This is a genomic window from Mesorhizobium sp. BR-1-1-10, from assembly GCF_020165595.1.
Taxonomy (GTDB): Bacteria; Pseudomonadota; Alphaproteobacteria; order Rhizobiales; family Rhizobiaceae; genus Mesorhizobium; species Mesorhizobium australicum.
This window is the reverse complement of sequence record NZ_JAIUIL010000005.1, coordinates 1-19,402: the sequence shown is the minus strand read 5'-3', so window position 1 is coordinate 19,402 and position 19,402 is coordinate 1. Positions and strand designations below refer to the sequence as shown.

General features: G+C 63.4%; 14 protein-coding genes and 1 pseudogene. 8 read left to right on the top strand and 7 right to left on the bottom strand.

What is annotated here, in order from left to right; genetic code table 11:
• Positions 1-82: 82 nt before the first annotated feature.
• Positions 83-460, bottom strand: coding sequence for a VOC family protein (locus LB555_RS11580; RefSeq protein WP_224682922.1), 378 nt, complete (start codon positions 458-460; stop codon positions 83-85).
• Between the two features lie 146 nt (positions 461-606).
• Here LB555_RS11580 and LB555_RS11575 point away from each other — a divergent pair, with 146 nt between their 5' ends.
• Complete coding sequence (locus tag LB555_RS11575; protein ID WP_140723125.1) at positions 607-1,785, top strand: Mrp/NBP35 family ATP-binding protein; 1,179 nt, start codon at positions 607-609, stop codon at positions 1,783-1,785.
• 18 nt (positions 1,786-1,803) lie between these two features.
• Here LB555_RS11575 and LB555_RS11570 read toward each other — a convergent pair whose 3' ends face one another.
• On the bottom strand, positions 1,804-2,253 hold the full coding sequence (locus tag LB555_RS11570) for an SRPBCC family protein (RefSeq protein ID WP_140614856.1): 450 nt from the start codon (positions 2,251-2,253) through the stop codon (positions 1,804-1,806).
• A 151-nt stretch (positions 2,254-2,404) separates the two neighbouring features.
• On the opposite strand from LB555_RS11570, the gene LB555_RS11565 reads away from it, so the two are divergent.
• The 4 genes and pseudogenes from LB555_RS11565 to LB555_RS11550 all read left to right on the top strand — a co-directional run bounded on the left by LB555_RS11565 (position 2,405) and on the right by LB555_RS11550 (position 7,205).
• The gene (locus LB555_RS11565; protein ID WP_224682921.1) at positions 2,405-4,210 is read left to right on the top strand and encodes an IlvD/Edd family dehydratase; all 1,806 of its coding nucleotides are present in this window, start codon (positions 2,405-2,407) and stop codon (positions 4,208-4,210) included.
• A 231-nt stretch (positions 4,211-4,441) separates the two neighbouring features.
• Positions 4,442-5,260: a chromate resistance protein ChrB domain-containing protein gene (locus LB555_RS11560; protein ID WP_224641692.1), complete on the top strand. Its 819-nt coding sequence runs from the start codon at positions 4,442-4,444 to the stop codon at positions 5,258-5,260.
• A complete protein-coding gene (gene chrA, locus LB555_RS11555; protein ID WP_224682920.1) occupies positions 5,257-6,648 on the top strand; it encodes a chromate efflux transporter in 1,392 nt (463 codons plus the stop codon). Before LB555_RS11560 ends, chrA begins: the two co-directional genes overlap by 4 nt.
• Before the next feature lie 166 nt (positions 6,649-6,814).
• A pseudogene (locus tag LB555_RS11550) lies at positions 6,815-7,205 on the top strand (hypothetical protein).
• Between the two features lie 27 nt (positions 7,206-7,232).
• Here the strand turns inward: LB555_RS11550 and LB555_RS11545 are convergent.
• The 3 genes from LB555_RS11545 to LB555_RS11535 form a co-directional block, all read right to left on the bottom strand.
• Positions 7,233-8,462 (bottom strand): aromatic ring-hydroxylating oxygenase subunit alpha, encoded by a 1,230-nt coding sequence (locus LB555_RS11545; protein WP_224682919.1) that lies wholly within the window; start codon positions 8,460-8,462, stop codon positions 7,233-7,235.
• Positions 8,463-8,520: 58 nt separating this feature from the next.
• Positions 8,521-10,104: a trimethylamine methyltransferase family protein gene (locus tag LB555_RS11540; RefSeq protein ID WP_140660581.1), complete on the bottom strand. Its 1,584-nt coding sequence runs from the start codon at positions 10,102-10,104 to the stop codon at positions 8,521-8,523.
• A gap of 191 nt (positions 10,105-10,295) precedes the next feature.
• Entirely contained in the window at positions 10,296-11,789 is a 1,494-nt protein-coding gene (locus LB555_RS11535; RefSeq protein WP_015314107.1) for a PLP-dependent aminotransferase family protein, read from the bottom strand.
• A gap of 337 nt (positions 11,790-12,126) precedes the next feature.
• Between LB555_RS11535 and pgi the strand changes: the two genes are divergently transcribed.
• Together pgi and LB555_RS11525 are read left to right on the top strand one after the other, a co-directional pair.
• A complete protein-coding gene (pgi, locus tag LB555_RS11530) occupies positions 12,127-13,770 on the top strand; it encodes a glucose-6-phosphate isomerase (protein ID WP_411970769.1) in 1,644 nt (547 codons plus the stop codon).
• A 5-nt stretch (positions 13,771-13,775) separates the two neighbouring features.
• Positions 13,776-14,498 carry an HAD family hydrolase gene (locus LB555_RS11525; RefSeq protein ID WP_224682917.1) on the top strand — a complete coding sequence of 241 codons (723 nt, stop codon included), beginning with the start codon at positions 13,776-13,778 and terminating at the stop codon, positions 14,496-14,498.
• Here the strand turns inward: LB555_RS11525 and LB555_RS11520 are convergent.
• Together LB555_RS11520 and LB555_RS11515 are read right to left on the bottom strand one after the other, a co-directional pair.
• Positions 14,482-15,207: a class I SAM-dependent methyltransferase gene (locus LB555_RS11520; RefSeq protein WP_224682916.1), complete on the bottom strand. Its 726-nt coding sequence runs from the start codon at positions 15,205-15,207 to the stop codon at positions 14,482-14,484. The genes LB555_RS11525 and LB555_RS11520 overlap by 17 nt on opposite strands.
• The gene (locus tag LB555_RS11515) at positions 15,207-17,219 is read right to left on the bottom strand and encodes a long-chain fatty acid--CoA ligase (protein WP_224682915.1); all 2,013 of its coding nucleotides are present in this window, start codon (positions 17,217-17,219) and stop codon (positions 15,207-15,209) included. Before LB555_RS11515 ends, LB555_RS11520 begins: the two co-directional genes overlap by 1 nt.
• Before the next feature lie 467 nt (positions 17,220-17,686).
• Here LB555_RS11515 and LB555_RS11510 point away from each other — a divergent pair, with 467 nt between their 5' ends.
• The gene (locus LB555_RS11510) at positions 17,687-19,279 is read left to right on the top strand and encodes an ABC transporter substrate-binding protein (protein WP_224584240.1); all 1,593 of its coding nucleotides are present in this window, start codon (positions 17,687-17,689) and stop codon (positions 19,277-19,279) included.
• The last annotated feature ends 123 nt before the right edge of the window (positions 19,280-19,402 follow it).

Sequence of the window (19,402 nt, the reverse complement as noted above, 5' to 3'; positions counted from 1 at the left end):
TGTCGCCCGAAAGTGACTTCGGTTTTGGGACAACGACATGCATAAAAAAGCGATCGCGCAGCGCTGCCTCGATCGCCGGGATCTACCGATCCACGAGATTGAGGATGTTGCCGTCCGGATCCTTGAACCATGCGACTTTCATGCCGCCGCCGACATGCAGGTCACCCTCCATCGTTAGGCCGGGCATCTCGTAATGCTCGAAGACGACACCCTTCGACTTGAGGGCGTCGACGACATCGGCGATGGCGTCGCCGACCATCCAGGTTACCGCCGTCGCCTTGTTGGTCCCTGCGAATTCGGAGCGATAGACATTGATCGTGGTATCGCCGCTTTTGTAGACGATCAATTCGCCGCCCTCATCGTGCACCTGTTCCAGGCCGAGTGTTCTCTCATAGAGGGCCTTGGCCCTTGCCAGATCCTTCACGGCGAGGTTTACCGATGCGTTGCTGTTTGCAAGCATGATCGTCTCCTTCCCTGGTTGTCATTCCCTCTGGTCATGGAAATAGGTCGCCCAGGCCGCTTGACGACCGCCATCATGCCTGGCGCTTGGAGCGGTCCGCGATCTGCACTATGTGAGCTGCAGCCGAACGCCAGGGAACAACAGCCATGTCCATCACCAAGGAAATCGTCACCGAGCGCCTGAAGACGGTGAACGGGCCGGACTTTACCGGCAACATCGTCGACCTCGGCATGGTTTCGGAGATTTTCATCGCCGATTCGAAAGTGTTCTTCTCGATCACCGTTCCCGCCGCGCGCGCTCAGGAGATGGAGCCGTTGCGCGCCGCCGCCGAGCGGGTGGTGAAGGCCATTCCCGGCGTCGCCGGTGCGGTCGTCGCGCTGACGGCTGAAAAGAAAGGCGGCGGCATGGAGGCGTCGGTTCCATCGCGTCCCGCACCCAGGCCGGCGCCGACGGCTCCGGTCGCTGCGGCACCGCGGGCGGCTCCGCATGCTCCCGCTTCGCAGAGCCAGGGCAAGCGCGGCGTGCCCGGCATCGAGGCGATCATAGCGGTTGCTTCAGGCAAGGGTGGCGTCGGCAAGTCGACCACGGCCGTCAACCTGGCGCTCGGCCTTGCCGCCAATGGCTTGCGGGTCGGTGTGCTGGATGCCGACATCTATGGCCCGTCGATGCCCAGGCTGCTTAACATCCATGGCCGGCCGCAGACGGTCGACGGCAAGATCCTGAAACCGATGGAGAACTACGGCCTCAAGGTGATGTCGATGGGTTTCCTCGTCGATGAGGAGACGCCGATGATCTGGCGCGGGCCGATGGTGATGTCGGCGCTGACGCAGATGCTGCGCGAGGTTGAATGGGGGCGGCTCGACGTGCTCGTCGTCGATATGCCGCCCGGCACGGGCGATGCGCAACTGACCATGGCCCAGCAGGTGCCGTTGGCGGGTGCCGTCATCGTCTCGACGCCGCAGGACCTGGCACTGATCGATGCCCGCAAGGGCCTCAATATGTTCAGGAAAGTCGATGTGCCGCTGCTCGGCATCGTCGAGAACATGAGCTACTTCATCGCCCCGGATACCGGCAAGCGTTACGACATCTTCGGCCATGGCGGCGCGCGCCGCGAGGCGGAGAGGCTGGGCGTCACCTTCCTCGGCGAGGTGCCGCTTGAAATGGGGATCCGCGAGAGCTCTGACGCCGGCACGCCGGTGGTCGTCTCGAAGCCGGATGGCGCCGAGGCGAGAATCTACCGCGATATCGCCTCCAAGGTCTGGGACAGGGTCAACGAGGAACGCGGCGCGGCCGAAGCGGCCGTGCCGAGTATCGTCTTTGAGTGAACCCTCACGGGGAGTGCGTCAGCCGCCCACTTTCTCGCCGAAAGCCGAAAAGAACTGTCCGGCCAGTTTCTTCGACGTCGATTCGATCAGCCGGCTGCCAAGCTGCGCGATCTTGCCGCCGACTTCTGCCTTGGCCGCATATTTGAGGACCGTCGCGTCCGGCCCGTCGGCGGTGAGCGTGACGTCGGCGCCGCCCTTGGCGAAGCCGGCGATGCCGCCCTTGCCTTCGCCCTGGATGGTGTAGGCATGCGGCGGCTTGAGATTCCTGAGCGTCACTTCGCCGTTGAAGGTGGCCTTGATCGGCCCGATCTTCAGCACCACCGTTGCCGCCATCTCGGTCGCCGATTTCATTTCCAGGCTCTGGCAGCCTGGGATGGCGCCCCTCAGGACGGCTGGGTCGTTCAGCGCTTCCCACACTTTCTGCACGGGTGCGGCGATACGTTCCTCGCCCTCGATCACCAAAGCCATCTAAACCTCCCGCATCGCCGATGTCGGATTGGTCGTAGCGTGCGGCTCGATAGCTGTCTATCGCACCAAAGTCCGGATTCAGATCACGCGTGCCCCTTGCCTGCATCCGCGCGTTGTCATATCGATTTGTCATACAAATACGGAGACCATGATGGCCGGCGCCCCCACGAAAAAGAAAAAGTTCCGCTCGCAGGAGTGGTTCGACAATCCCGACAATCCGGGAATGACGGCGCTTTATCTCGAGCGCTACCTGAATTACGGGCTGACACGCGCCGAGCTGATGTCTGGCAAACCGCTGATCGGCATCGCGCAGACGGGCTCTGACCTTTCGCCTTGCAACCGGCACCATATCGAACTTGCCAAGCGCGTGCGCGAAGGCATCGTCTCGATGGGCGGCATTCCTTTCGAATTCCCCTGTCACCCGATCCAGGAGACCGGCAAGCGGCCGACCGCCGCCCTTGACCGCAACCTCGCCTATCTCAGCCTTGTCGAGGTGCTCTACGGCTATCCGCTCGACGGCGTCGTGCTCACCATCGGCTGCGACAAGACCACGCCTGCCTTGCTGATGGCGGCGGCGACCGTCAACATCCCGGCCATCGCGCTGTCGGTCGGCCCGATGCTCAATGGCTGGCATAAGGGCAAGCGTACCGGCTCGGGCACCATCGTCTGGGAATCGCGCCAGCGCCTGTCGGCCGGCGAGATCGGCTATGACGAGTTCATGGACATCGTCGCGTCCTCGGCGCCGTCCACCGGCTACTGCAACACGATGGGCACGGCCACCACGATGAATTCGCTGGCCGAGGCGCTCGGCATGCAACTGCCCGGTTCGGCCGCCATTCCGGCGCCCTACCGCGAGCGCGGCCAGATCGCCTACGAAACCGGCAAGCGCATCGTCGACATGGTGCACGAAGACCTGAAACCGTCCGATATCATGACCCGCGCGGCTTTCGAAAACGCCATCGTCGTCAATTCGGCGATCGGCGGCTCGACCAACGCGCCGATCCATCTCAACGCCATCGCCCGCCATCTCGGCGTGCCGCTCGACAATGACGACTGGCAGACCATCGGCCTCAAAGTGCCGCTCATCGTCAATCTGCAGCCGTCAGGTGAATATCTGGGCGAAGACTATCACCACGCCGGTGGCGTGCCTGCCGTGGTCGCCGAACTGATGAAGGCCGGAATGCTGCCGCATCCCGATGCCTTGACCGTCAATGGCAAGTCGATCGGCGCCAATTGCGATGGCGTCGCCAACGAGAATACCGACGTCATCCGCACGGTGGCCGAGCCGCTGAAGGCCAATGCCGGCTTTATCAACTTCAAGGGCAACCTGTTCGATTCGGCGATCATGAAGATGAGCGGCATTTCGCCGGAATTCCGCGAGCGCTATCTGTCGAACCCGAACGACCCGGAAGCCTTCGAAGGCAACGCCATGGTCTTCGACGGGCCCGAGGACTACCACGCCCGCATTGACGATCCGGCGCAAGGCATAGACGAGCATACCATCCTGTTCATGCGCGGCGCCGGTCCCGTCGGCTATCCCGGCGGCGCCGAGGTCGTCAACATGCAGCCGCCGGCCTACCTCATCAAGAAGGGTATCCACGCGCTGGCCTGCATCGGCGACGGCCGCCAATCCGGCACGTCGGGCTCACCGTCGATCCTGAACGCCTCGCCGGAAGCCGCGGTCGGCGGTGGCCTGGCGCTGCTCAAGACCGGCGACCGCGTCCGCATCGACCTGCGGAAGGGCACGGCGAACATCCTCGTCAGCGATGACGAGATCGCACGGCGACGCGCCGAGCTGCAGAAGGATGGCGGCTATCATTATCCCCAGCACCAGACGCCCTGGCAGGAGATCCAGCGCGGCATGGTCGACCAGTTCTCGACCGGCATGGTGCTGAAGCCGGCGGTGAAATATCAGGATGTCGCCCACACCATGGGAGTGCCTCGCGACAATCATTGATTATTCCCGGGAATAGTCATCGATTATTCCTGGCTGATCAGCGATGATGGATGACGACGACCGGCGGCCTGATCGATCAGGCCGCCGTTCTCAACGCCACAGGCCGGGAAACGCTCCGTCCTTGACAAGCCAGCCCAACAATTCCACCATCATCGCAAGGGGTGTATCGCGACGACCCCGTGAGGCGTCAGCCCAATGTTCGCGTCCAGGCTTCTTCAGGAGGTGGACGCCATGCCGTCAACAACTGCTATCACCGTACAGCAACTATCCCGTCTGATTGGTCTTCCGGGCGCACCTTTGATCGTCGATGTCCGTATCGATGAAGACTACGACGCCGACCCGCGCCTGCTGCCGGCCTCTCACCGGCGCAATTTCAAAACGGTCTCGGCCTGGGCACACGACCTTGCCGGCAGCCAAGTGGCCGTCCTTTGCCAGAAGGGGCAAAAGCTTTCGCAAGGGGTTGCCGCGTGGCTGCGGCATGAAGGCATTGCCGCCGAATCCCTCGAAGGCGGCTTCGAAGCCTGGCGCGATGCCGGCGGGCTTCTGGTCCGCGCCGACAAGATACCGTCCCGCGATGAAAAGGGCCGCACCGTCTGGGTAACGCGGGCTCGTCCCAAGGTCGATCGCATCGCTTGCCCATGGCTGATCCGGCGCTTCATCGATCCCGACGCGGTGTTTCTCTTCGTCGAACCCGCTGAAGTTCCGGCTGTCGCAGACCGCTTTCAGGCCGTGCCTTTCGACATCGACAATGTGTTCTGGAGTCATCGCGGCGAGCGCTGCACCTTCGACACGATGATCGAGGAGTTCGGGCTGGAATCCCAGGCACTCGATCGGCTTGCCACGATCGTGCGCGCGGCCGACACCGCACGCCTGGATCTCGTTCCCCAGGCAGCCGGATTTCTGGCCGCCTCGCTTGGCCTGTCGCGCATGTTCCGCGACGATCTGGAGCAGCTGGACGCCGGCACGATGCTCTATGACGCGTTCTTCCGCTGGTGTCGCGACGCCACTGACGAGACGCACAACTGGCCGGGCGGGGCAAAGCCGTCATGAGCAGCCTCATTTCGGGCAATGATGCAGACCTCGTCGAGGCGCCGGCGGTCCCGAGCTTCCGCGAAGCCACGAAACTCTGGGCGAAGATCGGATTGCTGAGCTTCGGCGGGCCGGCCGGTCAGATCGCGCTCATGCACAAGGAATTGGTCGAGGACCGGCGCTGGATCGGCGAACAGCGTTTCCTGCATGCGCTGAACTACTGCATGCTGCTGCCCGGTCCCGAGGCCCAGCAACTCGCCATCTATATCGGCTGGCTGCTGCACAGGACGATCGGCGGCCTTGTCGCCGGTGTCCTGTTCGTGGTGCCCGGCGCACTGGTCATGCTCACCCTGAGCATTCTCTATGCGCTCTATGGTGATGTCCCGCTGGTCGCGGCGCTGTTCTTCGGGGTCAAGGCCGCCGTGCTCGCGGTCGTGGTCGAGGCGGTGATCCGCATCGGCCGCCGCGCCTTGAAGAACCGGTTGATGGTGGCGATCGCGCTCTGCGCTTTTCTCGGCATCTATGTGCTCGCCATCCCGTTCCCGCTCATCGTCCTGATTGCGGGATCGGTGGGATGGGTGGGAAACCGTGTCGCGCCAGCCCTGTTTTCCGGCGCGGCGCACGGCAAGAACGACGCTCCCGATATCAGGGGCGCGGTCGACCTGATGTTCGAACGCGGCGAACTGGCCCATACCAGACCGACACGATGGCATGCGCCGCGCACCATCGCGATCTGGCTGCCGATCTGGCTCGGGCCGGTTCTGTTGCTCTGGGCGCTCACCGGGACAAACAGCGTGTGGGCGCAGATTGGCGGCTTCTTCAGCCTCATGGCGGTGGTCACCTTTGGCGGCGCCTACGCGGTTCTTGCCTATGTCGCGCAGGCAGCCGTGCAGTCCTTCGGCTGGCTCGCCCCTGGTGAAATGGTCGATGGCCTCGGCCTTGCCGAGACCACGCCGGGTCCACTCATCCTGGTGTTGCAATTCGTCGGCTTCATCGCCGCGTTTCGCCACGCCGGCTCGCTGGATCCGCTGCTTGGCGGATCGCTTGGAGCGCTGCTGACGCTGTGGGTTACGTTCACACCCTGCTTCTTCTGGATATTCCTCGGCGCGCCCTACATCGAGGCCCTGCGCGGCAACAAGGCCCTGTCGGCCGCGCTGGGCGCGATCACCGCCGCCGTGGTCGGCGTCGTCATGAACCTTGCTCTGTGGTTCGCCTTGCACGTCGTCTTCCGCGAAGTGCGCATGACGGGCCTTGGCATGAATGTGCCGGTGCTTTCGTCGATCGACTGGCGAGCCGCGCTGCTTTCGGTGGCCGCCATGGTCGCCATCCTGAAGTTGAAAACCGGTGTGCTGCCGACGCTTGCGGGATGCGCTGTTGCCGGCGTGTTGCTGCTCGCCACGGGCGGCTAGTGGATGTCGCCCGGAAGTGTCTTCGGTTCGGGAAAACGACATGCATCGAAACAAGATCTAAGGCGCGTCGCATGAATCCGTTTCGACGCGACGCGCTTAGATTTTCCGGCTCCTTTGTATTCCGCTTCCGAACCACCTAACTGGTGGAAAACGGATTGGACCAGCAATGGCGGGACGACGCTCTTCCCTCGGCTTTCTCGGTATGTTCGGCCGCTCGGGTGATTTGCGGCAGCTCGATGCCGCCTTGCGTGGCGCCGACCTGCATCCCGCCCTTGTGCCCGAAGGGGTGAAACTAACCATCGTCAATCTGATGAAGGACCACTGGCCCGCCGCCGCAGGCCTATCCGCGGGTAGCGAACCTGTTCAGCTACTGCATCGCCGGACCGGAAACCTTCGAGCGTGCGCAAGGTCCGCAGCAGCGGCTCGACGCGGAGCGCCGGATCGGGGCCGCTCTCGAAACCGGCGACGATCTCGATGCGCAGATCGTGCTGATGGCACTGCACGCCAAGCTGATCAACGCCGAGGTGGTTGAGCGCTTCGGGCTGGGCGCCGACTGAGCGCTTTCGTGAAACGCTGAAACCGCTCTAAGCCCGGCTTATCTCCTGGAGATACCAGCCGATATAGCGCAACTCGTTGTACTCCATCGGCGCGATCGGTCCGGGCACGAAATAGTGCGAGCGTACGCCGCGCGCCGTATGCTCGATGATCTTCTTGTCCTCGTCCGTGGTGACCTTCCACAGCCAGGTCAGTTTTTCCAGATCGTAGTCCTGGCCTTCGACAGCGTCGCCGCGCACCAGCCAGATCAGTTCCATCTCGCAGGTCTGAGCCGTTTTCGGGATGAATCGGTAGATCATCCCGTGGTCGGGGTAGCAGACGAGGAAAGTCGTGCCGCCAAGATGGATGGAGGTGACGCCGCCGTCATAGTCGGTGAAGCGGCCCATCAGTGGCGCGACGGGGGAGCCGTCCCGGCTTCCGCTCGAAACGCCGTCGTAAAGCGCGTAGCGGAAGGTGTGGATCGCCTCCTGGCCGGCGGCCGAATTCTGCCAGCGATCACCGCTGCCGATCTCGATACCGAGAGCGCAGGTCCGCTGTTCCATCGCGGCATTGAGCTGCTCGATCATCTCCGCGGGCTTTTCCAGCGCGTGCGTCTGCGAATATTCGGGATGTGCCGGTCCGCAATGGTAGCATTCGACATAATTTTCGACGGCGAGCTTCCAGTTCGCGTCGAGCGGATAGCTTTGGCGATAGGCCACCTTGGCATCGCCCCAACCATATTGTCCGCAACTCGTGCGCAAAGATTGCTCGATCGGATCAAAATCGAGTGGCGTCTCGGCGAAGGAGATGAAGACAAGGCCGGTCGCGACGCGGACATGGAGCTTCTTCAGCCCGTGCGCGGTGCGGTCGAAATCCTTCGGCATCAGCCTGGCGGCGCGCAGCGAGCCGTCATTGGAATAGCTCCATGCATGATACGGGCAGACGAACACTTTCGCGTTGCCCTTCTCTTTGGTGCAGACCTCGGCGCCGCGATGGCGGCAGACATTGAGCATGGCATGCACGGTGCCATCCATGCCACGCGACAGGATGACCGCCTCGTCACCGAGCTTGAACAGTTCGAAGTCGCCGGGATTGGGAATGACGCTGGCATGCGCCAGGCAGTGCCAATGGCGGCGGAACAGACGTTCCATGTCCCGCTCGAAAATATCCTGGTCGTGGTAGAATGGGCGCGTCAGGCCGTAGCCTGGCCGGTGCGAGGCCACCAGCCGATCGATGGCATCTTCGGTATTTGCGGCTTGCTGGATAGGATAGACGCTCATTTGTCGTTCTGCCCAATGGTTGGTTCTGTCGGTGGCTATCTGTATGTCGGTCTTCTGGCTAGCCGCCCATGCTCGCGCGCGGCAGGTGGATCAGGTTGCCGAAGCGGGCGCGCAATCTGTCGTCGACCAGCTTGGGCACGTGCCGCGGAAATCGTTCCGCAAGGATGCGCTTCTTTTCGTCGATCGCCCGGGCCAATATATCAGGGCGGCCTTTTTCGTTCCATTCCTTCGGTGAGGAACGGTCGCCGAAGGCGGGATAAAAACGCTCTGCCCGGGCCGACTTGAGCGTTTGCTCGTTGTCAAGATAATGGCCCGGACCCTTGAGGCAGACATCGGCGATGGTGTCGATCGACAGCGCTTCGTCCGTCACTTCGATGCCGCGTGCGCAGCGCAAGCAATGGCCAAGCATGTCATTGTCGATGATCAGGCTTTCCAGGCAGAAGCCGAGCAGCGAGGCATGCATGCCGGCCGATTCGTAGACGAGGTTGAGGCCCGAGAGGCCGGCCATCACATTGGTGATGCCTTTCTCGTAGCCGGACTGGATATCAGGCAGTTTCGAGTCTGTCATGCCGGCGGCCGAGCCGCCGGGCAGGTCGTAGAATTGCGCCATCTGCGCGCAGGCCGCCGTTACCACCGCCTGTTCGGCCGAGCCACCGGCCATGGTGTTGGTGCGCAGGTCCGACATGAACGGCCAGGCGCCGAAGATCGCCGGATGTCCCGGCTTGAGCGCGTTGACATACACCAGGCCGGCCAGCACTTCGGCCACTGCCTGCGCGACCGCGCCGGCCATCGCCGCCGGAGCGGTTGTTCCGGACTGGCCGGTGGAGAGGAGCAGGATGGGGATGCCGCCTTCGACGCAGGCCTCGAGCACGCCGCAGGCATCCTCGGCGAACTTCATCGGTGGCACGACGAAGGAGTTGGAGTTGGAAACGAATGGCCGGGCGCGGAAATTCTCCTCGCCACCGGCGATGGCATAGAGCATTTCGAGCGCCGGCTTCACATTCTCGCGCACGGTGAAGGACGTGCCGACATGCTTCGATGTCCCCATCACGCAGGCGTAGAGCGTGTTGAAATCCATATCGAGCGGGTCGGCGATGTCGCGCGCCACCATCGGCCGCTGGAAAAAATGGATGTTGCTCAGTCCATCGACGATGCGGGCGGCGTCATAGATGTCCTGCAGCTTGGATTCGCGATACTCGCGCTTTTCGAGATCCACCAGATGCACGGCGATACCCGCCGTGCCGTAGTGGACACGCTTGCCTTGGATCACCATGTCGTGCTTGGGGTCCTGGCCATGCAGTGTGAAATGCCGCGCGGCTCGCTTGATGGTGTCGAGTATGAGCGCACGGGGGAAACGGATGCGGCCATCGTCGCCATGGATGGCGCCAGCCTTGGTCAGGACTTTTATGCAGGACGGGATGGCGTTGGCGAAGCCGACCGTTTCCAGAAGCGTCAGTACGCCCTCATGAATGCGCTCGCAGTCGTTTCCGCGCAATGGCCCGTAACTGCCGCCTTCCATGGCTTGGTGTAGTGGCCCGTTTGGTGGAATGGCTGATTTCACCGCACGTCCCGTTTCGCGGTCGCCGGAGCGTTGTGGACGACGGTTCGCCGGCATGTCCTGCTTTTCGACAGCCACTGGCATGGAAGCACTCCACCTCTACCGGCAGGAGTTCGTGGCGGTTGGTCCACCATCAACCTGCTTCTTCTCTGTCGCCGACTATGCCGCCGGCACTGGCCCATCCTATGAGCCAGCTGGCCCAGCTACATGTGCCAGACCTAAAACAAACCGGAGCCGCTGAGAAGCGGCTCCGGTCGAGAAATCGGCTTGATGGATCAGGCGGCGGCCGGCCTGCGTCCGGCTGCGGTGGCGAGTTCCCGGATGCCGGGCTCGATGTGCTGCAGAGCGATAGAGGAAATGCCCAACCGCATGAAACGCGAAGGCTTCTCGGTGCGGTCGAAGAAGCGGTCGCCGGGCTCGATGATGACGCTGCGCGAGGCCGCGGCTTCGGCCAAACCGCGGGAATCGGTGCCGCGGGGCCCTTCCAGCCACAGCGACGTGCCGCCGGCCGAGTCGGTCGAGCGCCATTCCGGCAGGAAGGCCGAAATCGCATGGACCAGCCGCTTGCGCCGCTCGTCGAAGGCGCTCGACAGCCGCCGCACCAGCGCTTCGTGATGGCCGAGCGACAGGAAGAGCGCCACGGCGCGCTGATTGTTGGCCGGCGGATGGCGCAGCATGAAGCGGCGCAGCGCCCTGAGTTCGGCGATCAGTCCAGCGGAAGCCACGATGTAGCCAAGCCGCAGCCCCGGGGCCAGCGTCTTCGACATCGAGCCGACATAGACGACGCGGCCGGAACGGTCGAGGCTCTTCAATGCCTGCTGCGGCGCCTCGTCGAGAAGCTGGCTGTCATAGCCGTCTTCGATGATGATCTGGTTGTGCCGGTTGGCGCGCGCCAGAAGATCCTGCCGCCGCTCCGCCGACAACGGCACCATGGTCGGGCAATGATGACTGGGGGTGACGAAGACGAAGCCGGAATCATTGGGAATAGAAGAGGTTACGATACCGGACTGGTCCACTGGCACCGGCTCGATGTCGGCGCCCGCGAGCCGGAAGATCGAGCGTGCGTCGGGATAGCCTGGATCCTCCATCGCCACTTTCGAGCCCTTGGTCATCAGCAGCGAGGCCAGCATATAGAGCGCGTTCTGGGCGCCCAGCGTGACGATGATCTCGTCGGGATTGGCGAAGATGCCGCGCCGGGGCAGCAGCCGTGCCTGGATTTGCTCGATCAGCAGCGGATCGTCGCGGTCGACCATGTCGGACGCCCAGTTGCGGATCTCCAGCACGGCCAGCGCCATGCGGTTGCACTCGCGCCACTCGGCGGTCGGGAACAGCGCCGGGTCGAACTGGCCGTACACGAAGGGGTAGGAGGACTTGATCCAGTTCTCGTGCTTGGCGGGCGGCGGCATGTCGCTTGCCGCGATCTGCCGGCGCGCCTTCCAGTCGATCTCGTTGGCCTGGTCGGGTGCTTTCTGGTGCGGCTTGGCGGGTGTCGCCAGCACGTCCGGATTGACGAAATGGCCGCGCCGCTCGCGCGCCACCAGGAAACCCTGGTCGACGAGCTGCTGGAATGCCAGCACCACCGTTCCGCGTGCGACGCCGAGTTTTTCGGCCAGGATACGGCAGGAAGGCAGCGGCATCGAAGCGGCGATCTGGCGGTCGAGAATCGCGGCCACGATGGCTTGGCGGATCTGCGCCTGCAGGGTCTGGCCGGATTCGGCCGAAATCCGGAACAGGCCGGACCATATCGCCGTGTCGTTTCTCTGTGGCATGGAAGATGTTCCTCGATGGCCAGCTTTTTTCGCTTGGCTGGACCAGCCGAACGTAACCGTGGCACAAGGGGTTGCGCCAATCAATTTTTCTGATCTTTGGGATTTATGCCAGTGATCCTTCAAGCTCGAAATAAGGCGCGGCCCCTCGCTCTCGACACCACCTCGCTCCTCGATACCCACCTCCTTGCTCGATACATTGTGTCATCGCATCGTGATGTGCTGCGTCATCGCCGCGTATTGACCGGATGGATTTCGGCTCAATAGTTGGGGCGCGACGACACGCGCCGGAAACATCCGGTCTGATATGGTGCGTCGAAAAAGCCAGGAGTCCCCGCCAGTGGATCAGTCAGCCTTCCAGAAACAGCTTGCCGCCCTGCGCGACCATCGCGCCGCGGCCCCGGGCGACATGCGCCAGGCCTTTGCCGCCGATCCGCAGCGCTTCAAGACATTCTCCGCCGCTGACGGCGACCTCCTGCTCGACTGGTCGAAATGCGCCGTCGATGCGACGACCATGGACTTCCTTGAGAAGCTCGCCGCCGCAGCCGATCTGGAAGGCCGTCGCGCCGCCATGTTCGCCGGCAAGAAGATCAACATCACCGAAGACCGCGCCGTTCTGCACACGGCGCTGCGCAACCTGAGCGGCAAGGGCGTCACGGTTGACGGCCAGGACGTCCAGGCGGATGTCATATCCGTGCTCGACGCCATGGGCGCCTTCGCCGATGCCATTCGCTCCGGCAAGGCAACAGGCGCCACCGGCAAGAAGATCACCGATATCGTCAACATCGGCATTGGCGGCTCCGACCTGGGTCCGGCGATGGCGACACTGGCGCTCGCCCCCTATCATGACGGCCCGCGCGCCCACTATGTCTCCAACATCGACGGCGCTCACATCCACGACACGCTGAAGGGGCTGTCCGCCGAAACCACGCTGTTCATCATCGCCTCCAAGACCTTCACCACGGTCGAGACGATGACCAATGCGCAGACGGCGCGCGACTGGGTGCAGAAGGCGCTCGGCAAGGAGGCCGTGGGCAAGCATTTCGCCGCCGTCTCTACCGCGCTCGACCTGGTGGCCAAGTTCGGCATCGAGCCGGATCGCGTCTTCGGCTTCTGGGACTGGGTCGGCGGCCGCTATTCGCTGTGGGGCGCGATCGGCCTGCCGGTCATGATCGCCATCGGCCCAAGGAACTTTCGCGCTTTCCTCGACGGCGCGCACGAAATGGACGAACACTTCCGCACCGCGCCGCTCCAGAAAAACCTGCCGGCGCTCCTCGGGCTGGTCGGCTGGTGGCACCGCGTGGTCTGCGGCTATCCGGCCCGTGCGGTCATCCCCTACGATCAGCGCCTGTCCAGGCTGCCGGCCTATCTGCAGCAACTCGACATGGAATCGAACGGCAAGAGCGTTACCCTTGACGGTACTCCGGTGACGACGCCGACCGGGCCGCTGGTCTGGGGCGAGCCAGGCACCAACGGCCAGCACGCCTTCTTCCAGCTGCTGCACCAGGGCACCGATTTGATCCCCGTCGAGTTCCTGGCCGCCGCCGTCGGCCACGAGCCTGATCTCAAGCATCAGCATGACCTGCTGCTCGCCAACTGCCTGGCGCAGTCGGAAGCGCTGATGAAGGGCCGTACGCTGGAAGAGGCGCGCGCGCAGATGCTGGCCAAGGGCATGAAGCCGGCCGATGTCGACCGTATCGCGCCGCATCGTGTCTTCTCCGGCAACCGGCCCTCGGTGACCATTCTCTACCGCAAGCTCGACCCGCGCACCTTCGGCCGGCTGATCGCGCTTTACGAGCACCGCGTCTTCGTCGAGGGCACGCTGTTCAACATCAACTCCTTCGACCAGTGGGGCGTCGAACTCGGCAAGGAATTGGCCACCGGCCTCCTGCCTGTCGTGGAAGGCAAGGAAAGCGCCGCAAACCGGGACGCCTCGACCAGGGGCCTTGTGGAACGCATCCACCAATTGCGTGGTTCGGAGTGAAGCGCTTGGCTGACATCAAGGGGATATTGTTCGACAAGGACGGAACGCTTGTCGACTTCAACGCGACCTGGCTCGGCGTCGCCGACTTCATGGCCATGGACGCGGCCGACGGCGACCGCTGGAAAGCCGACAGGCTGCTCGCGGCCGCGGGCTTCGATTTCGCCAACCGGCGCTTCAAGCCCGATTCCATCTTTGCCTCCGGCACCAATCTCGACGTTGTCGAACTGTGGTTCCCGCGCCTGTCCAACGAAGACCAGATGCTGGCCGTTGCCCGTTTCAACGAGATCACCTCGGTGCAGGGCTCGACGATGGCGGTGGCGCTGCCAGGCATCGCCGACACGCTGGCTCTGCTGCACAGGCGATCCTACCGGCTTGGCGTCGCCACCAACGATTCGACCAGCGGCGCGGAAAAGACGCTTGTCACGCTGGGTGTCGCGCAACTGTTCGAAGCCGCCTATGGCTATGACGCGGTGGCCAACCCCAAGCCCGCTCCCGACACCATCCAGGCCTTTTGCGATCTTACGGGGCTCAAGCCATCGGAGATCGCCATGGTCGGCGATAACAGGCATGATCTCGAAATGGCGCGTGCCGGCGGCTGCGGCCTGGCGGTCGGCGTGCTCTCCGGCACAGGCACGCGCGAAACGCTGGCCGAGATCGCCGATGTCATCCTGGATTCGGTTGCCGATCTGCCGGATTTCCTTTCGGCGCGGGTCAAGGAGACGGTCTGATCGGCAGGGCCAGGGACGGTTCGGTCTCGAGGCGAAAGACAGCGCTCGGCTTCAGCGCACCGTCTTTCGCCTCGCCGAAATCCGGCACCTTGTATTCGGCAAGCAGCCGCAGCCGCGAGCGCGGCAGATAGGCCCGGCCCGGGTCGCCGACCAGCACCTCGATGCCGGCGGCGAGGCAGCGGTCGAGGAAAGGCATCATCCCCAAGGCGACACCTTGCCCGTAGAAGACGTCGCCGGCGAGCACCAGGTCCACGGCGGGCGGCTGCCCCGTGGTGATGTCGTTCCCCATTATCGTGATCGTGACACCATTGGCCGCTGCATTCAGCGCCAGCGCGGCAACACCATTGCGGTCGATCTCGGCGGCCATCACCTCACGCGCGCCGGCCTTTCCCGCGGCAATCCCGACAATGCCGGAGCCTGCTCCAAGGTCGAGCACGCGGCGGCCCGCCACGATCTCCGGATGGTCCAGCACATAGCGCGCCAGCACGGCACCGCCTGCCCACGCATAGGCCCAATAGGGCGGTTGCGGCTCCTGCGAATCGGCGTCATCGCCATCGACAAGGCGTCTCAGCCCGCTGCCCGGGTGGGCGGTATAAAGCCAGATTTCGGGAAGCGCCGGCACCGATGCCAGGCGCATGTTCGCCTTGATGAATTCCGCCGGGTCGAGGCGCGGGCGCCGGTCCGGCGCATCGTCGTTGGCGAGACCCACTATTCGCGCAGCGCCCGCCGCAGGATCTTGCCGACTGGCGTCTTCGGCAGTTCGGTCCTGAACTCGATGTATCTGGGCCGCTTGTAGCCGGTCAGGTTCTCGCGGCAAAAGGCGGTGATGGCCTCGGCGGTCAGGGCCGGGTCTTTCTTGACGATGAACAGTTTCGGCACTTCGCCCGAATGCTCGTCCGGCACGCCGATCGCCGCCACTTCGAGCACGCCGGGATGCGCCGCCACGACTTCCTCGAGTTCGGTCGGGTAGACGTTGAAGCCGGAGACGAGGATCATGTCCTTCTTGCGGTCGACGATCTTGGTGTAGCCGCGATCGTCCATGAAGCCCATGTCGCCGGACTTGAAGAAGCCGTCCTTGGTCATCACCCTGGCGGTCTCGTCCGGCCGGTTCCAGTAACCGGCCATCACCTGCGGTCCCCTGATGCAGATCTCACCGACCTCGCCGAGCGGTACGTTGTTGCCGTCGTCGTCGCGAATGGCGATTTCGGTCGAGGGCAGCGGCAGGCCGATGGTGCCGGTGAACTCGCCGGAGCTGAACTTGTTGGCCGTCGCCACCGGCGAGGTCTCCGAAAGACCGTAGCCTTCGCTGATGGGGCAACCGGTCAGCGCCTTCCAACGCTCGGCGACACCCTTCTGTACCGCCATGCCGCCGCCCAGCGTCAAGAGCAGCGGCTTGAAGTCGAGCTTGCGGAAGTCCTCATTGTTGAGCAGCGCGTTGAACAGCGTGTTGAGGCCCGGAAAGATATGGATCGGATACTTGCCCATTTCCTTGACGAAGCCGGGAATGTCGCGTGGATTGGGGATCAGTATGTTCTGGCCGCCCATCTGCATGCCCATCAGCGCATTCACCGTCAGCGCGAAGATATGGTAGAGCGGCAGTGCGCAGACGAGGTTGAGATGCGCCGGCTTTGGCTTGACGGTGTAGGTGTCCTGCAGCCACAGCGCATTCTGCGCGACATTGGCCAGCACATTGCTGTGCGAGAGGGTCGCGCCTTTCGAGATTCCGGTGGTGCCGCCGGTATATTGCAGGAAGGCGACATCGCTGGCGGCCACTGTGGCCGGGCTGAAAGCCATGCCACGGCCAGCCTTGAGGGCCGCGTTGAACTTGACATGGCCAGGCAATGACCAGGCCGGCACCATCTTCTTGACGCGGCGCACGACCAGATTGACGATCGAGCCCTTCAGGCCGCCGAGCAGGTCGCCCATGGCCGCGACGACGACGTGCTTGACCGAGGTCCTGGCGACGACCGCCTGCAGGGTGTTGGCGAAGTTTTCGAGGATGACGATCGCCTGCGCCCCGGAATCCTTGAGCTGATGCTCCAGTTCGCGCGGCGTGTAGAGGGGATTGACGTTCACCACCGTGAAGCCGGCGCGGGCGACCGCCATCATCGCTATGGGATATTGCAGCACGTTCGGCATCATCAGGGCGACACGCGCGCCCTTCTGCAATCCTGTGGACTGCAGGTAGGCACCGAAGGCCGCCGAAGACTGTTCGAGCTGCGCGTAGGTGATGGACTTGCCCATGCACGTGAAAGCCGGCTGGCCGGCGAACTGCTTGCAGGCGCCAACGAGGAAGTCGCCGATGGAACCGTAGGGAAGGGCGCCGATCTTGGCCGGCATGTTCTTGGGATAGCTGTTGAGCCAGGGCTTTTGCGGCAGGCCGGCGGCGAGTTCGGTGAGCGCCTTCGGCAGCCGCTGGCTGGCCGCTGTCGCTGGCTTCGAGACCGGTGCAGCCTTCACTGGTGGCGAACTCTTCGTCGTCGCGGTTTTGCCCGTTCCGGCCTTGCCCGATCCGGCCTTGGTCGCGGGCGCCTTTGCCGGCGCGGCCTTCGTCGCCGGCTTCGCGGCGGTCCTTGCGGTGGCCACGGCTTTTGCCGCGGGTGCTTTCTTGCCGGCCGCCGTCTTCGCGGTCGCGGCCTTGCCTTGCCCGTCGCCGCCGGCGGCTGGCCTAGGCCCCGCCTTGGCCGACGCTTTCACCGGCTCCTTCGATGCTTTTGCCACCCGTTCCTCCTCGACAACCCTGGTCGCCTGTTCTCGTTGGCCCATACCGCGCCGCCTCCGGATTGATGGAGACGTCCCTCCGCTGCCGCCAGTTGTCTATCTATGTATTGCCTCTATCGGCGGCGGTGCAAGTCTTGCCCTTGCGGCAAGATGCCGAAAGATTTGCCGCCGAAAATCTTTCCCGCCGGCCACGGCCGGAACCGGCATCTTTCCGCACCGGCGGCGGATGAATACTGGGCGCGGCACCCTTGTCGCCTGACGCCTGATCAATAAAAAAATGCGGTCGTTAATAATATCGTGAATAGAAAAAACTGCTAATTTTTTCTGCCATTTAGCAAAATCGCGGATTTTTTTCCTGCTTCCCGCGGGGTAAGCAAACGGGGTGTTCCAAACCCGGAAAAACGGTGCTTATATGCGCGCTTCGCGAGCCTGATAGAGGGGCTTGGAAGAACATCAGGGAGTGCTCAATGAAGAAGAAATTGACTTTTGCAGCCGCGTTGCTGGCTGCAAGCGTCCTGGGCGGCGTGGCCAACGCGAAAACTCTGGTCTATTGCGCTGAAGCGTCGCCGGAGGGTTTCGACCCGGCGCCGTATACCGCGGGCCAGACATTCGACGCGTCCTCGCGTACCGTCTTCAATCGCCTTGTCGAATTCGATCACGGCAAGACCTCGGTTTCGCCCGGCCTGGCGGACAGCTGGACCATTTCCGACGACGGCAAGGAATATACTTTCAAGCTGCGCAAGGGCGTCAAGTTCGCGCCCACCGACTACTTCACCCCGACCCGCGACCTGAACGCCGACGACGTGGTGTTCTCGTTCGAGCGCCAGGTCGACAAGAATGGCCCCTGGTTCCAGTACATACCGGGCATTGCCTACCAGTATTACAATGACCAGTTCGGCGACAACATCACCAAGGTCGAGAAGGTCGACGACCTGACGGTGAAGTTCACCCTCAAGGAACCGGCGATCACCTTCATTCCGACGCTGGGCATGGATTTCGCCTCGATCGTCTCGAAGGAATATGCCGACAAGCTGCAGGCCGACAAGACGCCTGAACTGTTCAACCAGAAGCCGATCGGCACTGGGCCGTTCATCTTCGTCGACTACCAGACCGATGCCGCCATCCGCTACAAGGCCAACCCGGACTATTGGGGCGGCAAGCAGAAGATCGACGATCTGGTCTTCGCCATCACCACCGATCCGGCGGTGCGCGCGCAGAAGCTGAAGGCCGGCGAATGCAACATCATGTCCTATCCGGCACCGGCCGACATTGCCGGCCTGCAGGCTGATGCGAACCTGACGGTCGCGGAGCAGGAAGGCCTCAACGTCGGCGCGCTGATGTACAACACCCAGCAGAAGCCGTTCGACGACGTGCGTGTCCGCAAGGCGCTCAACATGGCCATCAACAAGAAGGCCATCATCGACGCCGTGTTCCAGGGCGCCGGCCAGGTGGCGATCAACCCGATCCCGCCGACCATGTGGTCCTACAACAAGGACGTGAAGGACGATCCGTACGATCCGGACGCGGCCAAGAAGATGCTTGAAGAGGCCGGCGTCAAGGACCTCAAGATGAACGTCTGGGCGATGCCCGTCTCGCGTCCGTACATGCCGAACGCGCGCCGCACCGCCGAGCTGATCCAGGCGGACTTCGCAAAGGTCGGCGTCACCGTCAACATCGTCAGCTACGATTGGGGTGAATACCTCAAGCGCGCTTCCGCGGTCGATCACGACGGCGCCGTCATCGTCGGCTGGACCGGCGACAATGGCGATCCGGACAACTTCCTCGGCGTGCTCCTGAGCTGCGCTTCCGTCGGTTCGAACAACCGCGCGGAATGGTGCAACAAGGACTTCGATGCGCTCATCAACAAGGCCAAGACGGTTTCCGACCAGGCCGAGCGCACCAAGCTCTACGAACAGGCACAGGTCATCTTCAAGGAGCAGGCACCGTGGGCGACGCTCGCCCACTCCAAGGTGTTCATGCCGATGCAGAAGACCGTCTCCGGCTTTGCGATGGATCCGCTCGGTATCCATCGCTTTGACGGCGTCGATATCGCCGAATAAGGTTCGCGAAACGGGGCGGGGCCCCCCCCCCCCGCCCCCCCCCCCCCCCCCACCGTCCGGCGCGCCGAGCGGCGACAGGCTGGGCACCCCGGGCACCGTGTAGTCGATCGTGCCGGAATCGAC

Excerpts from the sequence above, each read along its gene's own strand:
- LB555_RS11580 (WP_224682922.1), bottom strand. The coding sequence starts at position 460 with ATGCTTGCAAACAGCAACGCATCGGTAAACCTCGCCGTGAAGGATCTG.
- LB555_RS11575 (WP_140723125.1), top strand. The coding sequence starts at position 607 with ATGTCCATCACCAAGGAAATCGTCACCGAGCGCCTGAAGACGGTGAAC.
- LB555_RS11570 (WP_140614856.1), bottom strand. The coding sequence starts at position 2,253 with ATGGCTTTGGTGATCGAGGGCGAGGAACGTATCGCCGCACCCGTGCAG.
- LB555_RS11565 (WP_224682921.1), top strand. The coding sequence starts at position 2,405 with ATGGCCGGCGCCCCCACGAAAAAGAAAAAGTTCCGCTCGCAGGAGTGG.
- LB555_RS11560 (WP_224641692.1), top strand. The coding sequence starts at position 4,442 with ATGCCGTCAACAACTGCTATCACCGTACAGCAACTATCCCGTCTGATT.
- chrA (WP_224682920.1), top strand. The coding sequence starts at position 5,257 with ATGAGCAGCCTCATTTCGGGCAATGATGCAGACCTCGTCGAGGCGCCG.
- LB555_RS11545 (WP_224682919.1), bottom strand. The coding sequence starts at position 8,462 with ATGAGCGTCTATCCTATCCAGCAAGCCGCAAATACCGAAGATGCCATC.
- LB555_RS11540 (WP_140660581.1), bottom strand. The coding sequence starts at position 10,104 with ATGCCAGTGGCTGTCGAAAAGCAGGACATGCCGGCGAACCGTCGTCCA.
- LB555_RS11535 (WP_015314107.1), bottom strand. The coding sequence starts at position 11,789 with ATGCCACAGAGAAACGACACGGCGATATGGTCCGGCCTGTTCCGGATT.
- LB555_RS11510 (WP_224584240.1), top strand. The coding sequence starts at position 17,687 with ATGAAGAAGAAATTGACTTTTGCAGCCGCGTTGCTGGCTGCAAGCGTC.